The organism is Cryptosporangium japonicum (assembly GCF_039524755.1).
Taxonomy (GTDB): Bacteria; Actinomycetota; Actinomycetes; order Mycobacteriales; family Cryptosporangiaceae; genus Cryptosporangium; species Cryptosporangium japonicum.
The window spans coordinates 148,198-167,067 of the sequence record NZ_BAAAGX010000001.1; the positions used below are offsets into that span (position 1 = coordinate 148,198).

18 protein-coding genes are annotated in these 18,870 nt (G+C 70.8%); 5 read left to right on the forward strand and 13 right to left on the reverse strand.

The window, feature by feature from the left end; genetic code table 11:
- Positions 1-15 precede the first annotated feature (15 nt).
- From ABD437_RS00685 to ABD437_RS00735, 11 genes are all read right to left on the reverse strand, one after another.
- Positions 16-1,470, reverse strand: coding sequence for a glutamate synthase subunit beta (locus ABD437_RS00685; RefSeq protein WP_344646723.1), 1,455 nt, complete (start codon positions 1,468-1,470; stop codon positions 16-18).
- Entirely contained in the window at positions 1,463-6,025 is a 4,563-nt protein-coding gene (gltB, locus tag ABD437_RS00690; RefSeq protein WP_344646724.1) for a glutamate synthase large subunit, read from the reverse strand. The genes ABD437_RS00685 and gltB overlap by 8 nt, the downstream gene beginning before the upstream one ends.
- A 322-nt stretch (positions 6,026-6,347) precedes the next feature.
- The gene (gene lgt / locus ABD437_RS00695; protein WP_344646725.1) at positions 6,348-7,331 is read right to left on the reverse strand and encodes a prolipoprotein diacylglyceryl transferase; all 984 of its coding nucleotides are present in this window, start codon (positions 7,329-7,331) and stop codon (positions 6,348-6,350) included.
- Positions 7,332-7,349: 18 nt separating this feature from the next.
- Positions 7,350-7,931, reverse strand: coding sequence for a VanZ family protein (locus ABD437_RS00700; protein ID WP_344646726.1), 582 nt, complete (start codon positions 7,929-7,931; stop codon positions 7,350-7,352).
- Positions 7,932-8,008: 77 nt separating this feature from the next.
- Positions 8,009-8,803, reverse strand: coding sequence for a tryptophan synthase subunit alpha (gene trpA, locus ABD437_RS00705; protein ID WP_344646727.1), 795 nt, complete (start codon positions 8,801-8,803; stop codon positions 8,009-8,011).
- Positions 8,804-10,024 (reverse strand): tryptophan synthase subunit beta, encoded by a 1,221-nt coding sequence (gene trpB / locus ABD437_RS00710; RefSeq protein ID WP_344646728.1) that lies wholly within the window; start codon positions 10,022-10,024, stop codon positions 8,804-8,806.
- 108 nt (positions 10,025-10,132) lie between these two features.
- Positions 10,133-10,945, reverse strand: coding sequence for an indole-3-glycerol phosphate synthase TrpC (gene trpC / locus ABD437_RS00715; RefSeq protein WP_344646729.1), 813 nt, complete (start codon positions 10,943-10,945; stop codon positions 10,133-10,135).
- Between the two features lie 133 nt (positions 10,946-11,078).
- Positions 11,079-11,510, reverse strand: coding sequence for a type II toxin-antitoxin system VapC family toxin (locus ABD437_RS00720; protein WP_344646730.1), 432 nt, complete (start codon positions 11,508-11,510; stop codon positions 11,079-11,081).
- On the reverse strand, positions 11,507-11,779 hold the full coding sequence (locus ABD437_RS00725; protein ID WP_344646731.1) for a hypothetical protein: 273 nt from the start codon (positions 11,777-11,779) through the stop codon (positions 11,507-11,509). Before ABD437_RS00725 ends, ABD437_RS00720 begins: the two co-directional genes overlap by 4 nt.
- 111 nt (positions 11,780-11,890) lie before the next feature.
- Positions 11,891-12,448 (reverse strand): Trp biosynthesis-associated membrane protein, encoded by a 558-nt coding sequence (locus tag ABD437_RS00730; protein WP_344646732.1) that lies wholly within the window; start codon positions 12,446-12,448, stop codon positions 11,891-11,893.
- A complete protein-coding gene (locus ABD437_RS00735; protein ID WP_344646733.1) occupies positions 12,445-13,959 on the reverse strand; it encodes an anthranilate synthase component I in 1,515 nt (504 codons plus the stop codon). The genes ABD437_RS00730 and ABD437_RS00735 overlap by 4 nt, the downstream gene beginning before the upstream one ends.
- Before the next feature lie 53 nt (positions 13,960-14,012).
- Between ABD437_RS00735 and ABD437_RS00740 the strand changes: the two genes are divergently transcribed.
- Complete coding sequence (locus tag ABD437_RS00740; RefSeq protein ID WP_344646734.1) at positions 14,013-15,212, forward strand: PP2C family protein-serine/threonine phosphatase; 1,200 nt, start codon at positions 14,013-14,015, stop codon at positions 15,210-15,212.
- On the opposite strand, the gene hisI is transcribed toward ABD437_RS00740, so the two are convergent.
- The gene (hisI, locus tag ABD437_RS00745; protein WP_344646735.1) at positions 15,189-15,545 is read right to left on the reverse strand and encodes a phosphoribosyl-AMP cyclohydrolase; all 357 of its coding nucleotides are present in this window, start codon (positions 15,543-15,545) and stop codon (positions 15,189-15,191) included. The genes ABD437_RS00740 and hisI overlap by 24 nt on opposite strands.
- Positions 15,542-15,913 carry a MerR family transcriptional regulator gene (locus tag ABD437_RS00750; RefSeq protein WP_344646736.1) on the reverse strand — a complete coding sequence of 124 codons (372 nt, stop codon included), beginning with the start codon at positions 15,911-15,913 and terminating at the stop codon, positions 15,542-15,544. The genes hisI and ABD437_RS00750 overlap by 4 nt, the downstream gene beginning before the upstream one ends.
- A 79-nt stretch (positions 15,914-15,992) precedes the next feature.
- Here ABD437_RS00750 and ABD437_RS00755 point away from each other — a divergent pair, with 79 nt between their 5' ends.
- Genes ABD437_RS00755 through ABD437_RS00770 form a run of 4 tightly spaced genes read left to right on the forward strand, consistent with a single transcriptional unit; the run spans position 15,993 to position 18,719 of the window.
- Positions 15,993-16,715, forward strand: a complete 723-nt coding sequence (locus ABD437_RS00755; protein ID WP_344646737.1) for an ABC transporter ATP-binding protein — start codon at positions 15,993-15,995, stop codon at positions 16,713-16,715.
- Between the two features lies 1 nt (position 16,716).
- Complete coding sequence (locus ABD437_RS00760; protein ID WP_344646738.1) at positions 16,717-17,451, forward strand: ABC transporter permease; 735 nt, start codon at positions 16,717-16,719, stop codon at positions 17,449-17,451.
- Between the two features lie 12 nt (positions 17,452-17,463).
- Entirely contained in the window at positions 17,464-18,066 is a 603-nt protein-coding gene (locus ABD437_RS00765; protein ID WP_344646739.1) for a TetR/AcrR family transcriptional regulator, read from the forward strand.
- Positions 18,067-18,086: 20 nt separating this feature from the next.
- Positions 18,087-18,719 (forward strand): TIGR03085 family metal-binding protein, encoded by a 633-nt coding sequence (locus tag ABD437_RS00770; protein WP_344646740.1) that lies wholly within the window; start codon positions 18,087-18,089, stop codon positions 18,717-18,719.
- Positions 18,720-18,870: the final 151 nt, after the last annotated feature.

Here is an 18,870-nt window from a genome sequence, read left to right on the forward strand (position 1 = left end):
CCGGCGACGGACGGGTCAGCGCGCGGTGAGGGCCATCGTCGTCGGGAGGATGGGGGACGGGAGGAACGTGGAGCCGGCCAGGTGCTTGTCGACCGCGGCGGCGGTGGCTCGGCCCTCGGCGATCGCCCAGACGATCAGCGACTGGCCGCGCCCGGCGTCGCCGGTGACGAACACGTTGTCGGCGGTCGTCTTCCAGTTCTGGTCACGCACGACCCGGCCCCGCTCGTCGATCTCGACGCCGAGGTCGTCGTAGAGCGCGCCCTTCTCGACGCCGACGAAGCCCATCGCGAGGAAGATCGCCTCGGCCGGGATCTCGCGCGACGAGCCCTCGACCGGCACGAACCTGCCGCCCTCGGAGACGACCTCGTGGAGCACGAGCGCCTTCACGTTGCCGTCCTCGTCACCGACGAACTTCTCGGTGTTGACGGCGTAGACGCGCTCGCCGCCCTCCTCGTGCGCGGACGTCACCCGGTAGAGCATCGGGTAGGTCGGCCAGGGCATGTGCCCGGCCCGCACCGCCGGCGGCTGCGGCATGATCTCCAGCTGCGTGACGCTCTTCGCGCCCTGCCGGTGGGCGGTGCCCAGGCAGTCCGCGCCGGTGTCACCGCCGCCGATGATCACGACGTGCTTGCCGCGGACGTCGATGTGACCGTCCGGGTTCGGGTCCCCGAGCGCGGCCTTGTTCGCGGGCACCAGGTACTCCATGGCCGCGTAGATGCCGTTGAGCTCCCGGCCGGGCGCCGGCAGGTTACGCGGCACGGTGGAGCCGGTGGCGATCACGATCGCGTCGGCGTCGAGCTCCGACACCGGCAGGTCGGTGCCGACCGCGACCCCGGTGACGAACTTCGTGCCTTCGGCCTCCATCTGGGCCAGCCGGCGGTCGATGTTCGACTTCTCCATCTTGAACTCGGGGATCCCGTAGCGCAGCAGGCCACCGATCTTGTCGGCCCGCTCGTACACGGTCACCTCGTGCCCGGCCCGGGTGAGCTGCTGGGCCGCGGCCAGTCCGGCCGGGCCGGAGCCGATCACCGCGACCTTCTTGCCGGACAGCTTCTCCGGCAGCTGCGGAACGACGAGCCCCTCGTCGAACGCCTTGAGGATCGTCTCGACCTCGATCTGCTTGATCGTGACCGGGTCGTCGGCGATGCCGAGCACGCAGGCCGCCTCGCACGGCGCCGGGCAGAGCTTCCCGGTGAACTCCGGGAAGTTGTTCGTCGCGTGCAGGCGGTCGATCGCCAGCGACCACTGCCCGGTGCGGGCCAGGTCGTTCCACTCCGGGATGAGGTTGCCGAGGGGGCAGCCGTTGTGACAGAACGGGATGCCGCAATCCATGCACCGGGACGCCTGCGTCCGCAGGTTCTTCTCCGGGAACTCCTCGTACACCTCGCGCCAGTCCTGGATCCGGATGTCCACCGGACGCCGGACGGGCAGCTCCCGCCCGTTCTTCAAGAAACCCTGAGGGTCAGCCACGTGCCGCCTCCATGATCGCCTCGTCGACCGGACGGCCAGCGGCCTCAGCCTGACGAGTCGCTTCCAGGACCCGCTTGTAGTCGCGGGGCATGATCTTCGTGAACGACCGGACGTGCCGACCCCAGTCGGACAGCAGCCCCTCGGCCACCGTCGAGCCGGTCTCGTCCAGGTGCCGTCCGATCAGCGCGCGCAGCGTCGCGGCGTCGTCGGTCGAGAGCTCCTCCAGATCGACCATCTCGGTGTTGACCAGCACCGGGTCGAGGTCGAGCACGTACGCGGTGCCACCGGACATGCCGGCGGCGAAGTTACGGCCGGTCGGGCCGAGCACGACGACCTGACCACCGGTCATGTACTCGCACCCGTGGTCACCGACGCCCTCGACGACCGCGGTCGCGCCGGAGTTCCGGACGCAGAACCGCTCGCCCACCCGGCCGCGGAGGAAGACCTCACCGGCCGTGGCGCCGTACAGGATCGTGTTGCCGGCGATGACGTTCTCCTGCGGCAGGAACGTCGCCTCGGGCGCCGGCCGCACGACGATCCGCCCGCCGGAGAGGCCCTTGCCGACGTAGTCGTTGGCGTCGCCGAGCAGCCGCAACGTGATGCCGCGGGGCACGAACGCGCCGAACGACTGGCCGGCCGAGCCGGTGAACGTCAGGTCGATCGTGCCGTCGGGCAGACCCTCGCCGCCGTAGCGGCGCGTCACCATCGACCCGAGCATCGTGCCGACGGTGCGGTTGACGTTGCGCACCGGGATCTCGAACTTCACCGGCGAACCGTCGAGCAGCGCGCCTTCGCAGAGCTGGATCAGCGTGTTGTCCAGCGCACGGTCGAGACCGTGGTCCTGCTCGACGACCTGCTTGCGCGACGCGCCCTCGGGGAGCGACGGCACCGCGAAGATCGGCGACAGGTCCAGCCCGTCGGCCTTCCAGTGGTCGATCGCCCCGGCGACGTCGAGCAGCTCGGCGTGGCCGACCGCCTCGTCGATCGAGCGGAAGCCCAGCTCGGCCAGGTACTGACGCACCTCTTCGGCGATGTACTCGAAGAACGTGACGACGAATTCCGGCTTGCCGCTGAACTTCTCGCGCAGCACCGGGTTCTGGGTCGCCACGCCCACCGGGCAGGTGTCGAGGTGGCAGACGCGCATCATGATGCAGCCGCTGACCACCAGCGGAGCGGTCGCGAACCCGAACTCCTCGGCGCCGAGCAGCGCGCCGATGACCACGTCGCGGCCGGTCTTGAGCTGCCCGTCGACCTGCACGACGATGCGGTCACGCAGGTTGTTGAGCAGCAGCGTCTGCTGGGTCTCGGCCAGCCCGAGCTCCCACGGCGCACCCGCGTGCTTCAGCGAGGTCAGCGGCGCGGCTCCGGTGCCGCCGTCGTGCCCGGAGATGAGGACGACGTCGGCGTGCGCCTTGGAGACGCCGGCCGCGACCGTGCCCACCCCGATCTCGGCGACCAGCTTGACGTGAACCCGCGCGGCGTCGTTCGCGTTCTTCAGGTCGTGGATGAGCTGGGCGAGGTCCTCGATCGAGTAGATGTCGTGGTGCGGCGGCGGCGAGATCAACCCGACGCCCGGCGTTGAGTGCCGGGTCTTGGCGATCCACGGGTAGACCTTGTGGCCGGGCAGCTGACCACCCTCACCGGGCTTCGCGCCCTGGGCCATCTTGATCTGGATGTCGTCGGCGTTGACCAGGTATTCGCTGGTCACACCGAACCGGCCGCTGGCGACCTGCTTGATCGCGCTGCGCCGGGTGGGGTCGTAGAGACGCTCCGGGTCCTCGCCGCCCTCGCCGGTGTTGGACTTGCCACCGAGCTGGTTCATCGCGATCGCCAGGGTCTGGTGCGCCTCCATCGAGATCGAGCCGTAGCTCATCGCACCCGTGCTGAACCGCTTCACGATCTCGGAAACGGGCTCGACCTCGTCGATCGGCACCGGGGGCCGCTCGCCGGTCTTCAGCTTGAAAAGACCCCGGAGCGTGCCCGACTTGGCCGCGAGCTCGTCCACCGACGACGTGTACTTCTTGAACACCTCGTACTGACGGCTGCGCGTGGCGTGCTGCAGCAGGAACACCGTCTCCGGGTTGAAGAGATGCACCTCGCCCTCGCGACGCCACTGGTACTCGCCGCCGACCTCGAGCCGCCGGTAGGCCAGCTCGGTGGAGTTCGTCGGCCAGGCCCGCGCGTGCCGCGACGCGACCTCGGCCGCGACCGTGTCGAGCCCGATGCCGCCGAGCGTCGACGTGGTGCCGGTGAAGTACTGGTCGACGAGCTCCTGCGAGAGGCCGATCGCCTCGAAGATCTGCGCACCGGCGTAGGACGCCACGGTGGAGACGCCCATCTTCGACATGACCTTGAGCAGGCCCTTGCCGAGACCCTTGACGTAGTTGCGGATCGCCTTCTGCGGGTCCATCCCGGCCAGCTCGCCGGTCGAGACCATGTCCTCGATCGACTCGAACGCCAGGTACGGGTTCACCGCGGACGCGCCGAACCCGAGCAGCAGCGCGACGTGGTGCACCTCGCGGGCGTCGCCGGACTCCGCGATCAGGCCGACCTGGGTACGCGTCCGCTCGCGCACCAGGTGGTGGTGCACCGCCGCGGTGAGCAGCAGCGACGGGATCGGCGCCAGGTCACGGGTGGAGTCGCGGTCGGACAGCACGATCAGCCGCGCGCCGTCCTCGATCGCCTCGGAGACGTGCTGGCAGATCTGGTCCAGGCGGGCCTTCATGCCCGCGGCGCCGTCCTTCACCCGGTAGAGACCGGAGACCGTGACGGCCTGGAAGCCGGACTTGTCGCCGTCCTCGTTGATGTGGACGATCTTCGCGAGCTCGTCGTTGTCGATCACCGGGAACGGCAGCGTGATCAGGCGGCAAGAGGCCGGACCGGGCTCGAGCAGGTTCTGCTCCGGGCCGATCGCGTTGCTCACCGCGGTGACGATCTCTTCCCGGATCGCGTCCAGCGGCGGGTTCGTGACCTGCGCGAACAGCTGGCTGAAGTAGTCGAACACCAGCCGCGAGCGGTTGCTCAGCACCGCGATCGGGGTGTCGGTGCCCATCGAGCCGAGTCCCTCGCCACCGGTTCTGGCGAGCGGCGTGATCAGAACCCTCAGGTCCTCTTCGGTGTAGCCGAAGGTCTGCTGACGGCGCTGAACGGACTCGTGGCCGTAGGTGACGTGCTCACGGTCGGGGAGGTCGGACAGGTCCATCAACCCGGCGTGCAGCCACTCGGTGTACGGCTCGGCGTCGGCGAGCTCGGCCTTGATCTCGTCGTCGGCGACGATGCGGCCGGCCTCGGTGTCGACGAGGAACATGCGGCCGGGCTGGAGGCGACCCTTGGCCACGACGTCGGCGGCGTCGATGTCCAGCACGCCGGCCTCGCTGGCCAGGACGACCAGGTCGTCCTTGGTCTTCCACCAGCGCGCGGGGCGCAGGCCGTTGCGGTCGAGCACGGCGCCGATCAGCGAACCGTCGGTGAAACAGACCGCGGCCGGGCCGTCCCAGGCCTCCATCATCGTGGAGTGGAACTGGTAGAACGCCCGCCGCTTCGGGTCCATCGCGGTGTTGTTCTCCCAGGCCTCCGGGATCATCATCAGCACCGCGTGCGGCAGCGACCGCCCACCGAGGTGGAGCAGCTCCAGCACCTCGTCGAACGTCGCCGAGTCGCTCGCGCCCGGCGTGCAGATCGGGAAGATCCGCTCGATGTCGCCGCCGAAGGCCTCGGTGGTGCCGGGCGAGCGCAGCAGCGCCTCACGGGCACGCATCCAGTTCCGGTTGCCCCGGACGGTGTTGATCTCACCGTTGTGGGCAATGAACCGGTACGGGTGGGCGAGCGGCCAGGACGGGAACGTGTTCGTGGAGAAGCGGGAGTGAACCAGCGCGATCGCGCTCTCGACCCGCGGGTCCAGCAGGTCGGGGAAGAACAGCGGCAGCTGGCTCGTGGTCAGCATGCCCTTGTACACGATCGTGCGCGCGGACAGCGAGGGGAAGTACACCTCGATGCCGGCGGCGCGGGACTCGTGTTCCACCCGCTTGCGGACGACGAACGCGACCCGGTCGAGCGCGATGTCCGTACGAGCTTCTTCGCCGACCACGCTGTCGGTGAAGAAGAACTGGGCGACGGCCGGCTCGACCGCGCGGGCGGTGGGCCCGATGTCGGCTCCGTCGTTGTCGGTCGGAACGGTGCGCCAGCCCAGCGGCTTCGCACCCTCCTCGACCGCGATGCGCTCGATCAGCTCGACCGCGCGGGCGCGGTCGTCGGCGTCGGCGGGAAGAAAGGCGTTGCCGACGACGTACGCGCCGGCCTCGGGAAGCGGGAAGTCGACGACTTCGCGCAGGAAGGCGTCCGGGATCTGCAGCAGGAGGCCGGCACCGTCACCGGAGTTGGCCTCGGCACCGGCGGCGCCTCGGTGATCGAGGTTCGCCAGCGCGGTGATGCCCTGTTCGACGATGCGATGAGAGCGGCGGCCCTGGGCATCGACCACGAACGCGACACCGCAGGCGTCGTGTTCGTTCGCGGGATCATACAGTCCCTGAGCCGGGGGGAGCGCAGAGAAAGTCACGCGCGGGCTCCTTCCGTCGTCAGCCCGCTGAGATCCGCTGGGTGCGTGATCGACGGGCGAGGTCGATGCGGGACGACGTCGGCCCAGGTTTCCTAGAGGTTACACATGTGGCGACCCGCCGGTAACAAGTGCTGAAGTGAGCAACGTCACCGGCGTGGCGTGGACACCGTGCGGTAACGCGCACTCCAGTTGTTCGCGCTCCCGGGTCGTTTCAACGCTGTGTAATTCCCGGTCACGGCGCTGTTGGGCCTGCCCGAAGGCGCGATCCTTCTACTATGCCCGACGCAGGTCGCATTGACACCGGTCCACGGGTGTGAGGCCGTCAGTCCCGCTCGGGTTTCGCCTCGGTTTCGGTCTTCCCGGCCGACGCCGGTGCGTCTTCCCTGCTCTCCGGCTCCTCGTCGTCATCCACGCCCTCGATGACCTCGGCGCGCTCGGCCGGCGCCGCCGGGGCGTCCGGGTCGAGCACGATGATCCGGCCGTCGTCGGTGTAGTCGAGCCGGGCGGGGGCCTTGCCCCGCTGCAGGAGGAACCAGACCAGGCCACCGAGGAAGACGACCAACGCGGTCCACTCGTTGAGCCGCAGCCCGAGAACGTGGTGGGCCTCGTCGATACGCAGGTGCTCGATCCAGGCCCGGCCCAGCGTGTAACCCATCATGTAGAGCGCGAACACGCGGCCGCCGCCGAGTCGCCACCGGCGCTCGGCGACGATCAGCAGCACCGCGACCCCGATGCACCAGAGCGACTCGTACAGGAACGTGGGGTGGTAGAGGCCCGGCTCCACGTCGACGGCCCGGCCGTCAGCGCCCATCCGGTGCACCTGCAGGCCCCACGGCAGGGAGGTCTCACTGCCGTAGAGCTCGTTGTTGAACCAGTTGCCCCAGCGCCCGACGCCCTGCGCCAGCACGAGCCCGGGTGCGACGACGTCACCGAGGACCATCAGCGGGAGCCCGGACCGGCGGCAGGCGATCCACGCCCCGAGCGCGCCACCGACGACCGAACCCCAGACGCCGAGGCCGCCCTCCCAGATCTTGAACGCGTCGAGCGGCTGACCGTTGGCGCCGAAGTAGTGATCCGGCGACGTGATGACGTGGTAGATCCGCGCGCCCACGATGCCGAACGGCACCGCCCACACCGCGATGTCGACGATCAGGCCGGGCGGGCCGCCGCGGGCCCGGAGCCGACGGTCGGAGATCCACACCGCGACCAGGACACCGGCGAGGATGCACAGCGCGTACGCCCGGAGCGGGACCGGCCCGAGGTGCCACACGCTTGTCGTCGGGCTCGGGAGCGAGGCGTAGGTCACGGGCCCCACGCTAGACGGTCAGCGCCGCACCAGGCGTACCAGGGCGGCAACACCGCGCCAAGTGGCCACCAGCAATCCACCGAACAGCGCACCGGCCACGTTCAGGATGACGTCGTCGATGTCGAACATCCGGCCCGCGATGTGCGTGAGCTGGACCAGCTCGACGACGGCGGACGCGGTGGCCGCCGCCAGCACCGCGGTGACGATGCTCAGCCGGGGGAACGAGTGCGGCACCAGGATGCCGAACGGCACGAACAGCAACGCGTTGCCGACGACCTGCGCGAGCGAGCGGAGCGAACCGTCGGCCAGCGAGCGGTTGATCTCCGCGAACGGCGTGTAGTTGTCGCTGGCGCCCGCACCCGCGGCGGCTTCCGGGTCACCGGGGCCGAGCGTGATCGCGGCCAGGACGGCCAGGTACACCAGCAGGAGCAGCAGCGGCCCGAACCGGAGCCAGGGGCGGCGGTACTTGCCCTTCGCCGGCTTCGGCGTAGACGTCGGGGCCGGCTCGGGTGCGGGTTGCGCCGGGCGGGGCTTGCGGGCGATCTTCGTGCGCAGACGATCAATGGCCTTGGGCGCTGTGGGCTCAACGTTCACGGTCACGAGGTGCCAGTCCCCCGTGGACGCCGTTTTCACACGCGCTTCCGGCGCGCCCCCGCAGCGGGGGCGCGCCGGGCGAATCAGCGGCGGCGGACTCCGGCGGCCAGGTCGGCCGAGAGCTCCGAGATCGCGCGCAGGCCCGCAGCCCGATCGTCCGCGTCGAGCAGGCAGCGGACCAGGGCCGAGCCCACGATCACGCCGTCCGCGTAGCCGGCGACCTCGGCGGCCTGGGTGCCGTTGGAAACCCCGAGACCGATGCCGACCGGCAGGTCAGTGGCCGCGCGCACGCGCTCGACCAGGGGCTGGGCCGCCTCACTGGTGGACTCGCGCGCGCCGGTCACACCCATCACCGCGGTGGCGTAGACGAACCCGCGGCACACCGCGACCGTCGACGCGATCCGCGCGGTGGTGGAGCTCGGCGCGACCAGGAACACCCGGTCGAGCCCGTGCTGCTCGGACGCCGACAACCACGGCTCGGCCTCGTCGGGGATGAGGTCGGGCGTGATCAGCCCCGCTCCCCCGGCCCCGGCCAGGTCGGCCGCGAACCGGTCGACACCGTACTTCTCCACCGGGTTCCAGTACGTCATCACCAGCGCCGGAGCGCCCGCGGAGGCAACCGCCTCGACCGCCTTGAACACGTCCTTCACCCGGACGCCGCCCCGCAGGGCCTGCTCGGCCGCGGCCTGGATCGTCGGCCCGTCCATCACCGGGTCGGAGTACGGCACGCCGACCTCGACGACGTCCACCCCGGCGTCGACCATGGCCTTCATCGCGTCCAGCGAACCGGGGACGTCGGGGAACCCGACCGGCAGGTAGCCGACGAGCACCCCGCGGTTGTCGGCCTTGGCCTTCGCAAAAACCTGTTCGACGCTCATTCAGCGGCCCTCGCTCTTCTCGAGGTCCTGCTGGTCGAGGTACCCGAACCACCGGCCCGCGGTGGCCACGTCCTTGTCACCGCGCCCGGACAGGTTCACCAGGATCGTGGCGTCGGGGCCGAGTTCCTTCGCGATCCGCAGCGCACCGGCCAGCGCGTGGGCGCTCTCGATCGCCGGAATGATGCCCTCGGTGCGGCAGAGCAGGCGGAACGCCTCCATCGCCTCGGCGTCGGTGGCCGGCTGGTAGTTCACCCGGCCGATGTCGTGCAGGTGCGCGTGCTCCGGCCCGACCCCCGGGTAGTCCAGGCCCGCGGAGATCGAGTGCGACTCGATCGTCTGCCCGTCCTCGTTCTGCAGCACGAACGAACGCGCCCCGTGAAGGACGCCGGGCGAGCCACCGGTGATCGCGGCGGCGTGCAGGCCGGTGTCGACGCCGTCGCCCCCGGCCTCGAAGCCGAACAGCTGCACCTCGGCGTCGCCGAGGAACGCGTGGAAGATGCCGATGGCGTTCGAGCCGCCGCCGACGCACGCGCAGACGGCGGTGGGCAGGTGGCCGGTGAGGGCCAGCGTCTGCTCCCGGGCCTCCTCGCCGATGATCTTCTGGAAGTCCCGGACGATCAGCGGGAACGGGTGCGGGCCACCGACCGAACCGATGAGGTAGTGCGTGGTGTCGACGTTCGTGACCCAGTCCCGGAACGCCTCGTTCATCGCGTCCTTGAGCGTGCGGCTACCCGACTTGACCGGCACCACGGTGGAACCGAGCAACTCCATGCGGGCGACGTTGAGCGCCTGGCGCTCGGTGTCGACCTCACCCATGTAGACGGTGCACTCCAGGCCGAACAGCGCGGCCGCGGTGGCCGACGCGACGCCGTGCTGGCCGGCGCCGGTCTCGGCGATGATGCGCTTCTTGCCCATCCGGCGGGTGAGCAACGCCTGGCCGAGAACGTTGTTCACCTTGTGGGCGCCGGTGTGGTTCAGGTCTTCGCGCTTGAGCAGGATGCGCGCGCCGGCCGCTTCGGAGAAGCGGGTGGCGTCGTAGAGACGGCTCGGACGACCGGCGTAGGCGTCGAGCAGGCTCTTGAGCTCGGCCCGGAAAGCCGGGTCGGCCTGCGCCTTGGTGTACTCGGCGTCGAGTTCGTCGAGAGCCGCGATCAGGGCTTCCGGGACGAAACGACCACCGAAACGACCAAAGTGTCCAGTTTTGTCGGGCATTACGGTCATGAGGATCCTTACGAGAGACACGGCGTGGGCGGTTAACTCAGCCGCGACGCCATCGTCTCCCGTCGGGACGAGCCCTGTCGTCCCCGGTGCGGTACGTGGTCGCCATGATTAGCGGGGGCTCCGGGGCGTTGCCGGGTGGCTTCCCGCGGTCACCAGGTCGGCGACGGCCTGGCGAGGGCTGCGATCGGTGACCAGGCCTTCGCCCACCAGCACCGCGTCGGCACCGGCGGCGGCGTAGGAGATCAGGTCGTGCGGGCCGCGGACGCCGGACTCGGCGATCTTCACGACCTGCGACGGCAGACCCGGCGCGATGCGCTCGAACACCGACCGGTCAACCTCGAGCGTCTTGAGATCGCGCGCGTTGACGCCGATCACCCGCGCGCCGGCCTCCAGAGCGCGGCTCGCCTCTTCCTCGGTGTGGACCTCGACGAGCGCGGTCATCCCGAGCGACTCGACGCGCTCCAGCAGGCCGGTGAGGACGTTCTGCTCCAGCGCCGCGACGATCAGGAGCACGAGGTCGGCGCCGTGGGCCCGTGCCTCGTGGACCTGATACGTCGAGACGATGAAGTCCTTGCGCAGGACCGGTACGTCGACCTTCGCGCGGACCGCGTCCAGGTCCTCGAGGGAACCGCCGAAGCGGTGCCGCTCGGTGAGGACGCTGATGCAGCGGGCGCCGCCGGCCTCGTAGTCGCCGGCCAGTGCGGCCGGGTCAGGAATGTCGGCGATCGCACCGCGTGAAGGCGAAGCACGCTTCACCTCGGCGATCACGCCGACCCCGGGCGCGCGCAGCGCAGCCCAGGCATCGCGTGCCGGTTTCGCGGCCGCGGCGAGTTCCTTGACCCGTTCGAACGGTACGCGGCTCTCGCGGTCAGCAAGGTCGGCTCGGACGCCGACCAGAATCTCGTCCAGCGCGCTCGTCATGCGGCTCCATCCCGTGGTGCCATGGCGGAATCGTAACGAGAGTGCCAGACCGTATTGATCCGGGGTGACTCCGGGTGCCCTCTACACGGCTCACCGCCGTACAAACCCCCCAATTTCGCGGCGCTTCGACGCCTCAGGGCTCCCGGGCGAGTTCGCCCAGACCGAGCTTGCGCGCCCCGTCGATCAACCGCCGATCGAACGTATAGAGCGCCCCCTCGAGCCGCTCCGCCAGCAACACGTACGCCGCATCCGGAATAGACAGGTTGCGCCCCAGGGCGAGCAGCTTGGCGGTGTCCTGATGTGGGTCCGGCGGGAAGAGCGAGATGTCCAACCCCCAGATCCGGTCAGCGGCCAACCTCGCCTCCTGCTTGTCCAGCCGCTGCGCCCCGCCGGCCTTGGTGCGGCCGGAGACTCGACCGAGCACCTCGGTGACGAACAGCGACGGCGCCACTAAGCGCCCCTCGTACCGAGCGAGCAGCGCTTCGGCACGGTCGAGTTCGTCCGCCTCGCCACCCAACGCCCACCGGATGACGACCGACGCGTCCATCACGACGGGGGCGCTCATTCCCAACCCGCCGCTCGTCGGTCGGCATGGATGTCGGCAACGATCTCGTCCGCCGAGTAGTCAGCGCCCGAAGCGCGTCGTTCCGCGGCGACCTCGCGGATGAGGCGGCGGCGGCGTTCGCTCTGTTCGCGGTCGTCGGCGCGGAACCGCTCGGCTCGCTCGCGCAGATAGGTCTGCGCCAGCTCGGCGGCATCCACACCGTGCTCACGGAGGACCTTCAGGTCGTCACGATCGAGCCGGACCCGGAGCGTTTCCACCTCATCGACCACCGTCTGAGTGTACCCAACAATTGGCATGGCACCAACGTACCTACGAGTTGTCCTCGACAGCAGTCGGCCGAGAAGGCGGAACGGGGTCAGGCGAACGGCATAGGGCCTTACTCAGCGGGTGGGGTCGTCACCCCGGTCCAGGGCGTCCCAGATCGCGGTGGGTGGCGCGTCGGGACCCGTGGTGGCGTGGGCCTTCTCCCGGGCACCGGGCGCGTCGTACCGGGCGCCCATCGCGGCCCAGTGCCGCCCGCGTGCGAGCGCGAAGGCACCGGCGCCGAGCACGAGCACCCCGCCGGCGACGCTCAGCAGCGGCCAGCCGACCGTCGAGTCACCGAAGAGCCCGCGGAGCCCGCCCGCGACCGCACCGGCACCGGCCAGCGCCACCAGGCACGCCACCGCGAACCGCCCCCGACCGCGGGTGGCCAGCAGCGCCAGCCCACCCGCGATCCCGACCAGCGCCGCCGCCGACGCCCAGGGCACCAGGTCGCTGCCGGTCGTCCGTACGGTCTCGGGCAGCAGGGGCGCGGCCCGCTCGACCGTGGTCGACTCCCAGACCCGCCCGGTGGCGAAGTACGCGACCGCGCCTCCGATCACCGCGGCCACCACCGATCCGGCCAGCCCCCGGCGCTGCCCGCGCGTGGTCCCGGCGTCGGGTTCGGGTGAGGTCATCGGGCGGCCCGGAGGGTTTCGGCGGTGGCGATCGCCGACAACACCGCGGCGGCCTTGTTCTGCGACTCGCGCTCCTCGGCGAGCGGATCGGAGTCGGCCACCACGCCGCCGCCGGCCTGCACGTAGGCCGTGCCGGCACGCATCAGCGCGGTGCGGATCGCGATCGCCATGTCGAGGTTGCCGGCGAAGTCCAGGTATCCGACGGTGCCGCCGTAGAGCCCGCGCCGCGTCGGCTCCAGCGCGTCGATGATCTCCATCGCCCGCACCTTCGGCGCGCCGGTCAGCGTCCCAGCCGGGAACGTCGCGGTGAGCACGTCGAACGCCGAGCGCCCGGCGGTGATCTCGCCCACCACCGTCGACACGATGTGCATCACGTGCGAGTACCGCTCGATCTCCATGAAGTCGACGACGTCGACGGTGCCGGGTTCGCACACCCGCCCGAGGTCGTTGCGGCCCAGGTCGACGAGCATCACGTGCTCGGCGCGCTCCTTCGGGTCGGCGATCAGCTCGGCGGCCAGGCGCGCGTCCTCCTCGGGCGTGGCGCCCCTCCAGCGCGTGCCGGCGATCGGGTGCAGCAGCGCCCGCCCGTCGGTGACCTTGACGTGCGCCTCCGGCGACGATCCGACGATGTCGAACCCGTCGAAGCGCAGCAGGTACATGTACGGGCTCGGGTTCGTCGTGCGCAGCACCCGGTAGACGTCGAGCGGATCGGCCTCGGTGGCCACCTCGAACCGCTGGCTCGGCACGATCTGGAAGCACTCGCCGGCCCGGATCGCCTCCTTGGCGACCTCCACGGCCTTCGGGAACTCACCGTCGGGCGTACGGCTGCGGAACGAGCCGGGGCCGAGCCTGGTCATCGTGGCCACGCCCGGCGGCGTGGGCCGGGACAGGGCGGTGGTCATCGACTCCAACCGGCCGACCGCCCGGTAGTAGGCCTCGGACACGGCCTCGTCCGGTGCGCCCGGGGGCACTATCGCGTTGGCGATCAGCAGGAGCGACCCGTCGGTGTGGTCGAGCACGGCCAGGTCGGTGGCGAGCATCATGCCCAGTTCGGGCAGCTCCAGGTCGTCGATACCGTTGCTGGGCAGTTTTTCGATGCGGCGGACGATGTCGTAGGCCAGATAGCCGACCATGCCGCCGGTGAGCGTCGGCAGCCCGGGCAGCACCGGTGACTCCAGCGCGGACACGACCTCGCCGAGCACGGCCAGCGGGTCACCGGAGGTGGGCACGCCGGGCGGCGGGTCGCCGAGCCAGTGGGCGGAGCCGTTCCGGCTGGTCAGCGTGGCCACGCTACGCACACCGACGAACGAGTAGCGCGACCAGACGCCGCCGTGCTCGGCGGACTCGAGCAGGAACGTGCCCGGTCCTCCGGCCAGCTTGCGGTAGAGCCCGACCGGGGTCTCGCCGTCGGCGAGCAGGCGTCGGGTCACCGGTACGACCCGCCGGTCGCGGACCAGGCGGGCGAACTCGTCGCGGTCGGGGCTGAACGTGCCGTCGGTGCCAGTAGTCACGAACCCATTGTGGCCGACGGGAGAATTCGCGGCAGCCGGGTAATCCTGGGGGCATGGGCGACCTCGGTGAAGAGATGTTCGACGGTCTGCTGCACGATTCCCATCGCTGCCATCCCGAGGACCTGATCGATCTGGTGGCCACCCACTCCGCCCCGGTCGGCCTGCACGACCCGCGGCTCTACCTGGCCGATCTCCAGCAGGTGAACCTCGTCCGGGTGCCGCGCGGGCGGGTGGAGACGCCGGTGCGGCCGACCGAGCGGATCCCGATCGACACCACGTCGGTCGGCCGGGTGTTCCGCCGGACCGGGATCCAGTACGTGCCGGCCGAGGACGGCCGCACCCACATGTGGCTCCCGCTGCTGGAAGGCGCCGAGCGCCTCGGCGTGTTGCGGCTGACGGTCGACGGGCGCGACCGCGACCACGTCGACCCGGTGATCAAGCGACGGGCCCGCCGGCTCGCGTCGCTGGTCGGGCTCCTGGTCGTGACGAAGCGGGCCTACAGCGACACGCTCGTGGGCCTGACCCGGCACAACGACATGACGCTCTCGGCCGAGATGCAGTGGGGCCTGCTGCCGCCGCTGACGTTCGCGACCGACCGGATCGTGGTCGCCGGTGCGCTCGAGCCCGCGTACAAGGTGGCCGGCGACACGTTCGACTACGGCGTGGTCGACGAGGGCGTCCACCTGGCGTTGTTCGACGCGGCCGGGCACGACCTGAACTCGGCCGTGGTCGTGGGCCTGGCCGCGGCGGCCTACCGGCAGGGACGTCGGCAGGGGCTCGAACTGCGTGAGCTCGGGGACGCGATCGACGAGAAGGTCGCCGCCCGGTTCGGGCCGCCGGAGCTGGTCACCGGCGTCCTGGCGCACTTCGACGCGGGCACCGGGAAACTCGAATGGGTGCTGCGTGGGCATCCGCCGCCCGTCCTGATCCGGGACGGCAAGTGGGTGAAGACGCTCTGGCTCAAGCCCGGCCTCCCGATGGGGATCGGGTTGCGTCGCCCCACCGAGCTGGGTTCGGTGCAGCTCGAGCCGGGTGACCGGCTGCTGTTCTACACCGACGGCGTCACCGAGGCCCGCGACGCCGACGGCAACGAGTTCGGGCTGGAGCGTCTCGTCGACTTCGTGATCAAACGGGAGGCCGACGCGCTACCCGCGACCGAGGCGCTGCGCCGGTTGATCGGGTCGATCCTCGAGCACCAGCACGGCCATCTCCAGGACGACGCGACAGTGCTACTGGTCGAGTGGGGCGGTTAGCAGCTTCTTGGCGTCGAAGCAGGTGCGGTCGCCGGTGTGGCAGGCCGCGCCTTCCTGGTCGACGGCGACGAGCAGCGTGTCGCCGTCGCAGTCCAGCGCGACCGACTTGACCCACTGGCGGTGCCCGGACGTCTCGCCCTTCACCCAGTACTCCTTCCGGCTGCGCGACCAGTAGGTCGCCCGGCCGGTGGTGAGCGTGCGGTGCAGGGCCTCGTCGTCCATCCAGCCGACCATCAGAACCTCGCCGGTGTCGTGCTGCTGGACCACCGCGGTGACCAGGCCGTGGTCGTCACGTTTGAGCTGGGCGGCGATCGCCGGATCGAGGTCGGTCACTCCCCGATCTTAAGTCGCCGTTCGTAGACGGCGATCTTGTTGTCGATGACCGCGAGGTCGGCGGTGAGCTCGGCCACCCGGGCGGCGAGCGCGACGCGGTGGTCGCGCAGCAGGTCCAGCCGTTCGGCCTCGGCGCGGTCGGAGCGCACCAGCTCCGCGTAGCGCAGCATCCCGGCGATCGGCATCCCGGTGGCGCGCAGCCGCGTCAGCATCACCAGCCAGTCGACCTGGCCCGACGTGTAGCGCCGGTGCCCGGCGGCGTCACGCGCCACGTCCCAGATCAGCCCGACGCGCTCGTAGTACCGGAGGGTGTGGGCGGTCAGCCCGGTCTTGTCGGCGGTGTCGGCGACGGTGAGCCCTGGCGTCATGGATCCAGTCTCCCTCTTGCCGCGCCCGCCGTATTTCCACTACCGTTGAATTCAACAGTCGATGACTTAAGGAGGAGCCATGGAACCGGCGATAGCGGTCGACGATCTGGTCGTCGACCGCGGGAAGCGGCGGGTGCTGCACGGAATCGGGTTCCGGGCCGCGCCCGGTTCGGTCGTCGGCCTGCTCGGCCCGAGCGGCTGCGGCAAGACCACGCTCATGCGGTGCCTGGTGGGCGTCCAGAAAGTCCGGTCGGGCACGGTCACGGTGCTGGGCGAGCCGGCCGGCGCCACTCCCCTCCGCCGCCGGGTCGGCTACGTCACCCAGGCGCCGTCCGTCTACACCGACCTCACCGTGCGCGAGAACGCCCGCTACTTCGCCACCGTGCTCGGCGTCGCCCCGGCCGAGGCCGACCGCGCGATCGGCGACGTCGGGCTGGAGAGCCACGCCGGTCAGCTGGTCGGCGCGCTCTCCGGCGGTCAGCGCACCCGGGCCTCGCTGGCGTGCGCGCTGGTGGGCCGCCCCGACGTCCTGGTGCTCGACGAGCCGACCGTCGGCCTCGACCCGGTGTTGCGCCACGAGCTCTGGCAGCGGTTCCACGAGCTGGCCGCGGCCGGCACCACGCTCGTCGTCTCCAGCCACGTGATGGACGAGGCCGGCCGCTGCGACCGGTTGCTGCTGATGCGCGAGGGCCGCCTCGTCGCCGACGACACCCCGGCCGCGCTCCGCGCCGAGACCGGCACCGACGATCTCGAGGAAGCGTTCCTCCGCCTGATCCGCTCCGCGTCGATGGAGGTGGCCTGAGATGTCGCCCCGCGTCACCGCCGCCACCGCCCGCCGGGTGCTCACCCAGTTGCTGCGTGACCGGCGCACGGTCGCGATGCTGCTCGTCGTCCCGAGCGTCCTGATGGTGCTGTTGCGTTACGTCTTCAACAGCGAGGCACTGTTCGACCGCCTCGCGCCGGCGCTGCTCGGCGTCTTCCCGTTCATCATCATGTTCCTGGTCACCAGCGTCGCGATGCTGCGTGAGCGCACCAGCGGCACGCTGGAGCGCCTGCTCACCACCCCGCTGGGCAAGCTCGACCTGCTGCTCGGCTACGGGATCGCGTTCGCGCTCGCGGCCGCCGTGCAGGCCGCGGTGGCGTGCGCGACCGCGTACTGGCTGCTCGGGCTCGAGACGCGGGGCCAGGCCTGGCTGGTCGTGGTCATCGCGGTGGCCGACGCCGTGCTCGGCATGGCGCTGGGGCTGTGGGTCAGCGCGTTCGCCCGCACCGAGTTCCAGGCCGTGCAGTTCATGCCGGCGTTCGTGCTGCCCCAGCTCCTGCTCTGCGGGTTGTTCGCGCCGCGCGAGGCGATGGCCGGTTGGCTCGAAGCGATCAGTAACGTGCTACCGATGAGTTATGCGGTGGACGCGCTCAACGAGGTCACCGCGCAGACCGACATCACCGGCGTGCTGGTGCGCGACATCGTGATCGTCGGCGGTGCGGCGCTCGCCGCGCTGGCACTGGCGGCCGCGACCCTGCGGCGCCGCACAGAATAGGAACCGCACTGCATGGCACGTACCGGACGACGACCGGGCGGCGGTTCGGGGACGCAGGAGGCGATCCTCGACGCCGCCCGCGCCGCGTTCAGCGAATCCGGCTACGACGGCGCGACGATCCGGGGCATCGCCGGCAAGGCCGGGGTCGACCCCGCGCTCGTGCACCACTACTACGGCACGAAGGAACAGCTCTTCGTCGCCGCGATGGAGCTGCCGTTCGACCCCAGCTCGGTGCTGCCCGCGATCCTCGAGCCCGGCCTGGACGGCATCGGCGAGCGCATCGTCCGTCTCATGGTGACGATCTGGGACTCCGCCGGCGACTACAACCCGTTCGCCGCGCTGCTGCGTAGCGCGATGACCCAGGAGAAGGCGGCCACGATGTTCCGCGAGTTCGCCACCCGGGCGATCTTCGCGAACGTGGTGAAGGCGATCGACGCCGACCGGCCCGAGCTGCGCACCGGCATGGTGGCCTCGCAGATGGCCGGCCTCATCATGACCCGTTACCTGCTGAAACTGCCGGCGATGGTGCAGGCCACCCCGGACGAACTCGTCGCGGGCATCGGCCCCACGCTCCAGCGGTACCTGACCGCTCCACTGGACCTGCCGAGCGGCTAGTGCGGGTCTAGGCTGCGGACATGCCGACGATCGCCCAGTCCGAGCGCGCCGCCCTCGCCGACCTGTTCGAGGCCCTCGGCCCGGACGCCCCGACGCTCTGCGCCGGGTGGACCACCGCCGACCTGGTCGCTCACCTGGTCGTCCGGGAGCGACGCCCGGACAGCCTGCCCGGCGTCCGGCTCGGCGCGTTCGCCGGGCACACCGACCGCGTCCGGCTGGGCGCGCTGCGCGAGCGCGGCTTCGAGCGGCTGATCTCCGAACTGCGCTCCGGCCCGCCGCGGCTGAGCCCGTTCGGGCTGCCCGGGGTCGACGGGCTCGCGAACACCGCCGAGATGTTCATCCACCACGAGGACGTCCGGCGGGCGCAGGACGGCTGGGAACCGCGTCCGCTGGGCCCGGCCGTCCAGAAAGAACTCTGGGGGACGCTCCGCGCGGCCAGGGCGCTGCTGCGGTCCGCGCCGACCGGCGTGCGGTTGGTCGCACCGGGGCACGGCGAGCGGATCGCCAAGCCGGGCGAGCCGATGGTCAAGGTGGCGGGCGAGCCGGCCGAGCTGGTGCTGTTCTGCTTCGGCCGCCAGGAGCACGCGCGGGTGACGATCGAGGGCGACACCGAGGCCGTCGCGCGGCTGCGTGGCACCGACCTGGGGGTGTGATCCCCGACCCGGAAAACGACAGTCACCCCAATAGCCCCTGGTAACGTGCGTTTCCGGTGCCGGCGATCCGGGTGTTCGCCGGAGCCGCCGCTGGGCCCCGTTTTCCCGGACGATACCGTCGCCCCGCGGTTACCCGAGGTTGCCGTCGGTG

Bases quoted from the DNA above. Each gene is read 5' to 3' on its own strand.
- ABD437_RS00750 (WP_344646736.1), bottom strand. From the start codon at position 15,913: ATGACGCCAGGGCTCACCGTCGCCGACACCGCCGACAAGACCGGGCTG.
- ABD437_RS00765 (WP_344646739.1), top strand. From the start codon at position 17,464: ATGGCACGTACCGGACGACGACCGGGCGGCGGTTCGGGGACGCAGGAG.
- trpB (WP_344646728.1), bottom strand. From the start codon at position 10,024: ATGACCGTAATGCCCGACAAAACTGGACACTTTGGTCGTTTCGGTGGT.
- ABD437_RS00720 (WP_344646730.1), bottom strand. From the start codon at position 11,510: ATGAGCGCCCCCGTCGTGATGGACGCGTCGGTCGTCATCCGGTGGGCG.
- ABD437_RS00755 (WP_344646737.1), top strand. From the start codon at position 15,993: ATGGAACCGGCGATAGCGGTCGACGATCTGGTCGTCGACCGCGGGAAG.
- ABD437_RS00730 (WP_344646732.1), bottom strand. From the start codon at position 12,448: ATGACCTCACCCGAACCCGACGCCGGGACCACGCGCGGGCAGCGCCGG.
- trpC (WP_344646729.1), bottom strand. From the start codon at position 10,945: ATGACGAGCGCGCTGGACGAGATTCTGGTCGGCGTCCGAGCCGACCTT.
- ABD437_RS00760 (WP_344646738.1), top strand. From the start codon at position 16,717: ATGTCGCCCCGCGTCACCGCCGCCACCGCCCGCCGGGTGCTCACCCAG.
- ABD437_RS00770 (WP_344646740.1), top strand. From the start codon at position 18,087: ATGCCGACGATCGCCCAGTCCGAGCGCGCCGCCCTCGCCGACCTGTTC.
- trpA (WP_344646727.1), bottom strand. From the start codon at position 8,803: ATGAGCGTCGAACAGGTTTTTGCGAAGGCCAAGGCCGACAACCGCGGG.
- ABD437_RS00740 (WP_344646734.1), top strand. From the start codon at position 14,013: ATGGGCGACCTCGGTGAAGAGATGTTCGACGGTCTGCTGCACGATTCC.